This window comes from Massiliimicrobium timonense (assembly GCF_002160865.1).
Lineage (GTDB): Bacteria > Bacillota_I > Bacilli_A > Erysipelotrichales > Coprobacillaceae > Allocoprobacillus.
The window spans coordinates 38,689-48,434 of sequence record NZ_NFLJ01000023.1; the positions used below are offsets into that span (position 1 = coordinate 38,689).

Genomic DNA, 9,746 nt, shown 5'->3' on the forward strand with positions numbered 1-9,746 from the left:
ATAATCATTTGGGGGCTTAATTTTATCATCAATATCACAACGATGAGCATCTCTAAAATATGCATAATGTCGACAATATTGACAAACTTTATCACTATCTCATAATGAACAGTCTTGACATTTTACTTTACACATAACTTTTTCCCTCCTTTCACTTATTAAGATAAATACATGTAAGAATTCCCATTTTTACTATAAGTTTACATGTTTTATGTTCATTCTTTTAACCTTTAAAGTATTTACAATAATGATTTGGACTCACTCTTTTATCATCAATATCACAACGATGAGCATCTCCAAAGTATGCATAATGTTGACAATATTGACAAACTTTATCACTATCCCATAATGAACAGTCTTGACATTTTACTTTACACATAGCTTTTTCCCTCCTTTCACTTATTAAGATAAATACATGTAGGAATTCCCATTTTTACTATAAGTTTACATGTTTTATGCTCGTTCTTTTAACCTTTAAAGTATTTACAATAACCATACGGACTCACTCTTTTGTCATCAATGCGACAACGATAAGCATCTCCAAAATATGCATAACGTTGACAATATTGACAAACTTTATCACTTGCCCATAATGAACAGTCTTGACATTTTACTTTACACATAACTTTTTCCCTCCTTTCACTTATTAAGGTAATAACAAATAAAAAATCCCATTTTTATTTGGGATTCTTTATTTCACTTCATTTACAATTTCAAAATCATCTGGTAACTGTTCCAGTAAAGGAACATTTTCATATTTTGATACAAAATCAGCAATATCAAGATGAGATTCATCTGTCATCTTTGCACATGACAAAATGATATTTTCTAATACTGCTCGACATTCTTGACAAATAGGATGACAAATATCAGCCCATTGATCATCTTTTATTTTTTTAGAAGGCATAGCTATAAATGCTTTTTCTTCATCTTCTATCACCTTGATATCATGTACTGCAAAAACATGATCAAAGACAATACTCGCAATAAATTTTAATCTTGTTTCATTATTCAATTTTTTAATACGTACGTTTGTAATCATTTTTTCCACTCCTTATCTTATTTTTCCTTGAATAATAAATCCATTCCAGTCTTCTTTATCATTTTCATTTCTTAAAAGATAACCTTGACTTTGACATAAATGTAAATAATTTTCTAAATGTCGTTTGATAAAACGATATGACTTTGGATAAACTTTTGATACATATTCTGGAAATTCATTGGCATAAATCTGTAATTCTTTTAAAGCCTGTCGATCATCTCTTAAATATTTTTTTGTTTCTAAAAAGGATTGATAAACATTTTTATTTTCACAATATTTTCGATAAAATGTTTTCATAAAAATAGCAGCATTATGATCCTGAATAGCTTCAACTGTTAAGATCATAGTTTTCACCCCTGCTAATTCAAATGCTCTCCTTAATCCATAAATACCTTCTCCAGGCAATACATCTCCTTTTGCGGTTAGACATGCTGATAAAACTAAAAGATTTGTATTTTTTAAATCCATTTCTTTTTGAATATCATTAGCAGAAACATAACCTTTTTGATATTCTTCCTTATGATTTGTCTGATTATATCCAGCTAAACATAATCTTCCTCTCTCCATTATGTTTTGTTCATCTTGCAAATATTCTCCATGCGTTGATACATGTAATATGGAAGGACTATGAACAGCTAAAAATTCTGTTACATTGGCCTTCTTTCCACTGTAAATCTTAGCTTCAGGAAAAACACTTTGAATATAATGCCCTTCGACAAGACTTCCCGGAAGTGATGATTTCTTCCCTGCACCTCTTGTTTCGTCAAAATCATCGTCAGCTAATGTATCATCAAAATCTGGTGATACAAATGATACAATATCATCATGATTATGAATATTCCCTTCATAAAACAATCCTTTGGGTAAAGAAAGATAACTGATATCTTTATCAATGAATCGTTCAAAAGATACATGATACAAATCACCATCTGGACATATATAAATATGTTGAATATGGCTTAGATGCTTTTGAATCTTATCTATTCCATAATCATCAACAATATAACTTTCAAATAAATCTTTGCCTATGACAACCAAACCATATTGATGCTGATTTAACTGATAATAATCCAATAACAAATCATTGTCCTGTAAATGACTGACTATCATGGAATCATTCATATTCAACATCAGTTGATCTTGATATTGCTTCATCATTTGTTTTAATTCTTCATGTATCTTTTCTTTTTGTTGTTGAAGCTGAAGAATAGTGTGTGTATCTTCAGTTTGATGTATCTGTTTTTCAATATGATTCATATGATTGATTTTTTGAGCATATTGAGGATTTTGTTTTAAACGACTGCGTAAGATCTCAATATCTTGAATGATATTTTTATAAGATACAAGATATTGATAATCTGTTAAATGTCTATAGTGATGAAAGTAATATGATTGATATATCTGTATAACACCAATCAGGCACAGTAGAAAATTTTTATGTGAAGCTTCGCTTAATAAATAATATTGATAAATCTGCTGTTTCATATCTTCTAAAAAACGTTTCGCATACATTTCAAAAAGATTATCGATATGAAGTTTATGATAAGATAAAACCAATTCACCTAAACAAAGTAGTGTATTCATATGTTTTGGTCCTAAAACTTTATGATATAATTCATAGGCATCTCGATATAATTGATTGGCTTTTATTAAATCTAAAGAATTATAAGCTTGAGCTATAATATGTAAAACAGTTATTGTTTCAGGATGTGATGATCCTTTGATCTGTTTTAATTGTTGATAATACTGTTCCAACAAACCAATGATTTGAGGTAATTGTTTATGATTTTGTAATATTGAAGATATAATTGGCAATATCATCTGTGAAACTTGTGTAAACTGGCTTGTATTCATATTCTTTAAATGTTCTTCAATCTTGGCATAAAGTATGGAAGATTGATGATTGTTTTCCTGTGTTGTTATGAGGTGGTCTATTAAACTATCAACAACATACATATTGATTAAAGACTCTAGAACCTCGATACTATTTTCACCAAAGACTTCTTTTTGTAAATTGTAACATCTTTCATATTTTTTAAATGCCTCTTTATAGTTAGCTAATCGAAAATATATCAGTGCTAATTGACTTAAAGTATTGATAAAAGTTTTATCTTTTTCACCAAATAACTTTTCTTCTATTTCATAAACTTTTAAACAATAGGATAATGCCTGTTCATATTGATCCAAATCAACATAAATGTCTATAAGTTGATTTAAACTATTTAATGTATCTCTATGCGTTTCACCTAAGACTTCTTTTTGTAAAGCATAACACTTTTCTTCTAATTCAATAGCTTTTAAATTTTTTCCCATAGCATAATATAAATAACTTAAATCATGAAGTGATTGTAGTGTTTTCGGATCATTATATCCGTACTTCTCTTTTTTGAGAAGATACAACTTATCTTGAAACTCTATGGCTTTTTCTATGTCATTATTTTTTTGAAGACAGCGAATATAATTTTGTAACATATCTAAACAATGATTATATTTTTCTCCATAAGTTTCCTTCATTGTTATATAAGCCTTTTGGGCTAATTCTAAGCTTTTTTGATATTCACCAATCTGATAATAAACAGTACTTAAATCACTCAAAGTGATGAGAGTATAAACATGTGTTTGCCCTAATCGTTCTTTACGTATTTGATAAACATTTGATAACACTTCTTGAGCTTTTGCATATTCTTTCAAATTCAAATAAAGTTTACCTAAACAAGAATAAACTGATATTGTTTCGTTATGATCTTTTCCATAATATTTTTTGAACATATCATAACAATTTTCTAAAATCTTGACAGCTTCTTGATGATATCCTAATTGATTAACTATTACCCCTAATTCTTTCATACTTTTAAGTGTATCAATATCTGTTTCACCTAAAATACTTTTTTGCATATGATAAGCTTCATGAATCATATCATAAGCTTTTTGATAATCTCCAACATCATTATAAGCCATACCAAGACTATATAAATACAATAATGTATCTCTATTTTTTAAACCATAATATGTTTGTGATAAATCATAACACTGCTTATACATTTCCAATGCTTTTTGATAATCAGAAACATCATGATAGGACAAAGCAAGATTATAACAAATCACAATAAATTCTTGACTTCTATGACTCAAAATATCTTGTATATGATGATAAACTTCTAAAGCTGCATCTAATGCATGAAAATAATCACCTGTATCTGCATAAGTTCTTCCTAAATTATTCAAACAAATAAGAGTTTCTATAGCATATCTCCCATATAAATCACATGCCATTTCATAACACTTTTTGTGCAGCTTCAATGCTTCAAAATATTTCATTTCCTGTTTATAAAGATTTGCCTGTCGATCATAATCAACAATTTGATCTTCATAAAACTGTTTTCTTAACTTCATTTGACTTTTTTTCAAAAAATTCATTCCTATCACATCCCAGCTTTCCTATTCAAATACAAGACACTATCTGACTTATCTTTATTATAAATATTTATAAATCAGTATGAAATAAAAATTTCAACTATACAATAAAATAATTCATGAAAATCGAAAGATTATTGAAAAAACTTCAATAACCTTTCGTTCAATTTTAACCTTTAAAACGATAACAATAATTATATGGACTGACTCTTTTATCATCAATATCACAACGATAAGCATCTCTAAAATAAGCATAATGATCGCAATATTGACAAACTTTATCACTTGCCCATAATGCACAGTCTTGACATTTAACTTTACACATAACTCTTACCTCCTTTCACTTTATAAGATAATAACAAGTCATAAATCCCATTTTTAATTAAGTTGTTGATGATGACGAAAAGCAATATAACATTTTCCTTCAAAATAACTGAGATGATTATTGAAAACATCTTCAAAAAAGGATATATCATTTTCAAAATAAGCTTGAATAACATCTTCTTGATTGAAATATTTTTTTTCAAGTTGTCTATTGATATAATCATCAAAAGATAGTTCAAAAAAACATCTTTGATCTGATGATATTTGTTTACCTGTTATTTGAAGATTCAAAATATTCGCAATATAATCTGTTAATAATTCATTGGTTATATTGTAAATGACATGATATTTTTTATATTGATCTTGATCATTGACATAAATATACGAATTGATTCCTACTTTTCTTATTAATAAATCACCATATATATGATAGTGACAACTTGACAACAAATGAACAAGTTCATGAATAATCACATGAGATATCTGTGGAGAATCCATATTTGATAAAAAGATAATAGATTTCAGTTCTTCATATTTGTCATTTATCTTTTCTGGTGGAAAATGACAATAATGTGTTCTCAATATTGGATTGACCTCTCTTATTTGATGCGTTGTGACACTCTCAGTTATATAGGATTGATGTAAATTGTTATGAATTTGATAAAACAAAACATTTTCTTTTAAATATTGGAATCTTTTGATGGTATCTTCATGGCATATAGAAGCTAATAGGCAAATAAGCATATCTAATAACCCTCTTGCATAACTGATTTCATTCATATCTATTCTTCTTTCAAAGAACAAGTACGCTGATAAAAGATATAATCAAAATAACATCGATGATGAAATCTTCTATGAATCTCAATCTATCAATATAAAGAATATCTATGACTTTTTCTAAAATTTCTGGGTCATATAGAAACTCTTGATTTGCACATATTAATTTTAAAATATTATAACTAGAAATCATTGTTTTCACCCTTTCCTTGACTATAAAAATTTTTCAATAATCATCATAATAATCATCGAACTATTCACTATAAAAACCAAATGACGTAAAGCTCGTGCATGATGATAAGATTCTCTTACATGTACATCATAGCTGACTATAAATTTCTTCAACGTTTTTTCATCCATATAAATTCTCCTCTCAAAGGATATTAATTACTATCACAAGTAAACTGAGTCCTATAATTGTTATTAATTTTTGAACTATCATTTTTATATATAGTTTTTTCATATCCATAAGTAATTGTTGAATTTCTTCATCTTTATCAATAACCGTTATTTCAATAATATCCATAATACAATCTCCTTTTTGTTAATGAAATTTTAAATAATATACAGTACATAATATAATCAATAAAACAATGTTTAGAAATTGAATCACTCTGTACCATTTCAAGCTTTCAGATTGTTGATCTTTTAAAATATCAATCATTGCTTGTTTGTATTCATCCATCATCTTCATCTCCTTTCCTACTTTCATCAAAACTTTTTAATTTTAAATATTCCCCCTTTCACCCATTAAGATAAATACATTAAAAAGTCCCCATTTTCTTAGACTGAAAGTCTAAAATCCATCAATCTTCACTTGTTTCCATCAATAACAATAATATTCTTTTCTTTTTTCTTTAAAATCTGTTTCAGAAATACTCAATAAACAATCTTCATCTATGAGAATTCTTTTCATGTTCAATTCCTCCCTTCACCTATTAAGACAAATACATTGAATAATTCCCATTTTCTATCATTAAAAACTTTCCTTACATAAAAATGGGATATAACTTTTAAAGCTATATCCCTTATAACAACTTTTTAAATTTTGATAAAAAATAAAGAACAGGAAAAAGTTACTTACACCTTGTCTATTATAAATGATTATAAAAATGGAGCTAAATACATAGGCATAAATTGTATACCCTTTTCCTGTTTATAGTCTTTTTGCGAAAAAACATAACAATTTTTTATATGTTTAGAATATTTTTTTGCAAATTCACATAGAGAATCATGTTTACCTAATCCTGAGGATTTAACCTCAATAGCTGAAATTTTACTTCCTTCAGAAATTAAAAAATCTATCTCATAATAATGAGTGCTATTTTCTCTTTCCCATGTATGATAATATAATTCTCTATCCTTTGAAGCTAATAACTGTGCCATTAAGTTTTCATACAAATAACCTAAATGAGCTGGTAATTTATCAGAAAGTAATTTAGCTTATATTTCATTTTCTATAATAGGTCGATCTATAAACATAAGTGTTACGAATAATCCTGTATCAGATAAATAGAGTTTATAACTATTGATATCTTTTGATGAAGATAAACTCACTTTAGAATCAGTTGAATTATAGCATGGTAATACAGTCTTAGAATCAAATAAATCAAATAATAATAATTCTTCTTTCTCTCTTTTTAAGTACAGAGGACATACGATATTTTTTTGACCTTTTGCTAACTGAGCGGGAATTGAATGATAAAGTGCAGATATTTTTCCAGAAGGATCTATTTTTTTGAAATCTTCTTCATAAAGATAAATAATCTGACGTTTTACATTATCTATAGTAGAAAAATTATTTCCATTTACATACGCTTCAACGGCTTGAGGCATACCCCCGACTGCCATATAAATTCTCATATCTCTCATAAGTTTTCTATTCACTTCTTGACCAACAGCTTTTTTCATATCAAACAATTGCTTGATTAAATGATAATTATTTCCTGTTGCATTGCAGAATTCTTCATAATCCATAGAATAAACTGTTATTTTCATTTCTTCAGAAGGAATGAGGATATCTTTCACGTTCTTTTTAATAGATATTAAAGAACCGGTTTCAATGTAATGATATCGTCCGTCTTTTACCAAATGTTTAATGGCCTGTCTAGCCCTAGGGAATAACTGTACTTCATCAAAACAAGATAATATATCAGTTGAAGCAATTGAAAAATCTATTAAAATATATGATTTGTATTCATTTTCAGCAAATAATTTAGCAATTGTTGATTTCCCTACACGCCTCGCACCTTCTAACAAAACAGCATAACTATCAGCATAATTTAATTTCCACTCTATTAATTTATCATAAGCTTTTCTTTTAAAATACATGATCATAACTTTTTACATTTCTTCAATATTATTTTTCTATAAATCATACATTTCTTCAAAATTATAAAATTTGATATATAAAATCTATATTTTATATTATGATTGACGTGATGATGATTATTCATTGATATTTTATTTTTTGATTTATCATCATATAGCTGCTTTAGTCAGCAACATTTTTATGATTCAAAAATTCATACAACAACAATATCAATGATTATGATAGTATGACAAAAAAAGAGAAGCAGATTGAGTAATCTACATTCTCCTTTTTATGACATCAATCATTGTTCATATTTTGAATATATAACTGATATTAAACAAAATTCATTTTACAATAGAGGAGCTGATATATATTTTTAATGTTTAATATTATTATAATGCTTTAAATGATGAACAATATCCATTAAGATTAATTTTTTTACTGTCTTTTATACAAATATGATTGTAATCTTTATATCTGTAATTTTGACAGTATTGGCAGACTTTATCACTATCAGATAATAAACACTCTTGACACTTTGCTTGACACATTATTTTCACCACCTTTCCTTTTAAAATTTTATTGTTGATTTGACGAAAATAATCAAACCTGCGGTAATCTATAGATTACCGGTTTTCATTATTTTTCATAAACGTTGCCTCCTTCCTTCATGGATGTTGATAAAAACATTGTCCTCCTTTCTTAAAAAAACTATCAACATCACTTTTTTTGTTTATTTCATCAAATGTTTATAAACTTCTCTAGCTGTAAAAATAATCAAACTGATAATTATTACATTCTTTATAACATTCATTGACATTTCCTCACTTTTCATCAATTTATTAATTCTTCCATTGAAGATACACCCTATAATAAACCATGCAATATTCATGAGAGTTTCTTCCTAAGGCTTTTAAATCAAAGATTATTACTTTTAAATCATCTAAAATTTCTATGTTTGTTGATTAAGCTGTAAACATTTAAAATTGAATTTTCATGCTTTTTCACATAATCTGGTTTTTTTTAACAACGAATTGTATGAAGATGAAGCAAACCATAAGCTTCAAGACTTATGCGATAAGATTGCAGATTAAACTTTAATGCCTGATGAAAATCTGATATTTGAGTATAAGTGATAACCAGCAAATTATCGAACTTGCTTATTTCTTTATGCTGACCATAAATTTGATACAATGATTGATATCATTCTTAACTTTTGATAACTTGTTACACGACAAATATGTTTCTACTGCTGCTTTAATTTCATTATTTAAATCTATTTTTCATCACCTCATATCATTTTCAATATCAAAAATTGTTTCATTTTCGTTAACCTCCCTTCGCCTATTAAGACATTAACATTAAAAAAATCCCATAAAAAAACCACAAACAATTTTTCCATTGTTTATGGTTAATTGAATATATTATTTTTACGAATCGTTTCTACATTTTGATAAATGATATTGGGTGTTTCATTAGTTGATTGATCAATAACTGTAATCTTAAAATCATGTATTTCATGATTAATATCTAAAGATAATCGAATGACATTTTTCTCTAATATCAATCCATCTTCTTTTCTATATATTCCCTGTTTTCCACTTGCTAATGTCACTTGTCCGATACCATGTTCATCAACAATAAACAAAGTGGATGAACTCCCATCATTTTCAGCAATATCCACATAAAATAGATGCATTTTCCACAGTTGCTTTTTGAATATCCTGCAATTCCATAGCAAAAAAAGCTATAACAACTGATATGATAACCTCCTAGTAGACAGTGTAAATAATTAAACACTGATACGGGAGGTTTTTATATTGGGAAGAAAAAGCAAATATTCTAAAGAACTAAAAATAGAAATATGTAAACGTT

General features: G+C 27.2%; 14 protein-coding genes and 1 pseudogene. All 15 read right to left on the reverse strand.

All coding sequences use genetic code 11. From position 1 onward, the window contains the following. Window positions 1–223: 223 nt before the first annotated feature. Window positions 224–379 carry a hypothetical protein gene (locus B5E75_RS14570; protein ID WP_162607658.1) on the reverse strand — a complete coding sequence of 52 codons (156 nt, stop codon included), beginning with the start codon at window positions 377–379 and terminating at the stop codon, window positions 224–226. 88 nt (window positions 380–467) lie between these two features. Further along, entirely contained in the window at window positions 468–623 is a 156-nt protein-coding gene (locus tag B5E75_RS14575) for a hypothetical protein (RefSeq protein WP_162607659.1), read from the reverse strand. A 68-nt stretch (window positions 624–691) separates the two neighbouring features. Continuing rightward, complete coding sequence (locus B5E75_RS08710) at window positions 692–1,042, reverse strand: SpoVG family protein (protein WP_087358434.1); 351 nt, start codon at window positions 1,040–1,042, stop codon at window positions 692–694. A 12-nt stretch (window positions 1,043–1,054) separates the two neighbouring features. Then, a complete protein-coding gene (locus B5E75_RS08715; RefSeq protein ID WP_087358436.1) occupies window positions 1,055–4,459 on the reverse strand; it encodes a CHAT domain-containing protein in 3,405 nt (1,134 codons plus the stop codon). Window positions 4,460–4,625: 166 nt separating this feature from the next. Further along, on the reverse strand, window positions 4,626–4,781 hold the full coding sequence (locus B5E75_RS14580) for a hypothetical protein (RefSeq protein ID WP_162607660.1): 156 nt from the start codon (window positions 4,779–4,781) through the stop codon (window positions 4,626–4,628). A 53-nt stretch (window positions 4,782–4,834) separates the two neighbouring features. After that, on the reverse strand, window positions 4,835–5,560 hold the full coding sequence (locus tag B5E75_RS08720) for a hypothetical protein (RefSeq protein WP_087358438.1): 726 nt from the start codon (window positions 5,558–5,560) through the stop codon (window positions 4,835–4,837). A 210-nt stretch (window positions 5,561–5,770) separates the two neighbouring features. After that, window positions 5,771–5,917 carry a hypothetical protein gene (locus tag B5E75_RS14585; protein WP_162607661.1) on the reverse strand — a complete coding sequence of 49 codons (147 nt, stop codon included), beginning with the start codon at window positions 5,915–5,917 and terminating at the stop codon, window positions 5,771–5,773. Between the two features lie 13 nt (window positions 5,918–5,930). Beyond that, window positions 5,931–6,083, reverse strand: a complete 153-nt coding sequence (locus B5E75_RS14590; RefSeq protein ID WP_162607662.1) for a hypothetical protein — start codon at window positions 6,081–6,083, stop codon at window positions 5,931–5,933. Between the two features lie 18 nt (window positions 6,084–6,101). Further along, a complete protein-coding gene (locus B5E75_RS14595) occupies window positions 6,102–6,242 on the reverse strand; it encodes a hypothetical protein (RefSeq protein ID WP_162607663.1) in 141 nt (46 codons plus the stop codon). 419 nt (window positions 6,243–6,661) lie between these two features. After that, window positions 6,662–6,967: pseudogene (locus B5E75_RS15005) on the reverse strand (DUF4143 domain-containing protein); the annotation flags it as partial. Window positions 6,968–7,000: 33 nt separating this feature from the next. After that, window positions 7,001–7,888: an AAA family ATPase gene (locus tag B5E75_RS08725; RefSeq protein WP_338037068.1), complete on the reverse strand. Its 888-nt coding sequence runs from the start codon at window positions 7,886–7,888 to the stop codon at window positions 7,001–7,003. Between the two features lie 375 nt (window positions 7,889–8,263). Then, a complete protein-coding gene (locus B5E75_RS14600; protein WP_162607664.1) occupies window positions 8,264–8,422 on the reverse strand; it encodes a hypothetical protein in 159 nt (52 codons plus the stop codon). A 182-nt stretch (window positions 8,423–8,604) separates the two neighbouring features. Further along, window positions 8,605–8,763, reverse strand: coding sequence for a hypothetical protein (locus tag B5E75_RS14605; protein ID WP_162607665.1), 159 nt, complete (start codon window positions 8,761–8,763; stop codon window positions 8,605–8,607). A gap of 131 nt (window positions 8,764–8,894) precedes the next feature. Beyond that, window positions 8,895–9,065 carry a hypothetical protein gene (locus tag B5E75_RS14610; protein WP_162607666.1) on the reverse strand — a complete coding sequence of 57 codons (171 nt, stop codon included), beginning with the start codon at window positions 9,063–9,065 and terminating at the stop codon, window positions 8,895–8,897. 217 nt (window positions 9,066–9,282) lie between these two features. After that, a complete protein-coding gene (locus tag B5E75_RS08730) occupies window positions 9,283–9,570 on the reverse strand; it encodes a hypothetical protein (protein ID WP_087358440.1) in 288 nt (95 codons plus the stop codon). Window positions 9,571–9,746: the final 176 nt, after the last annotated feature.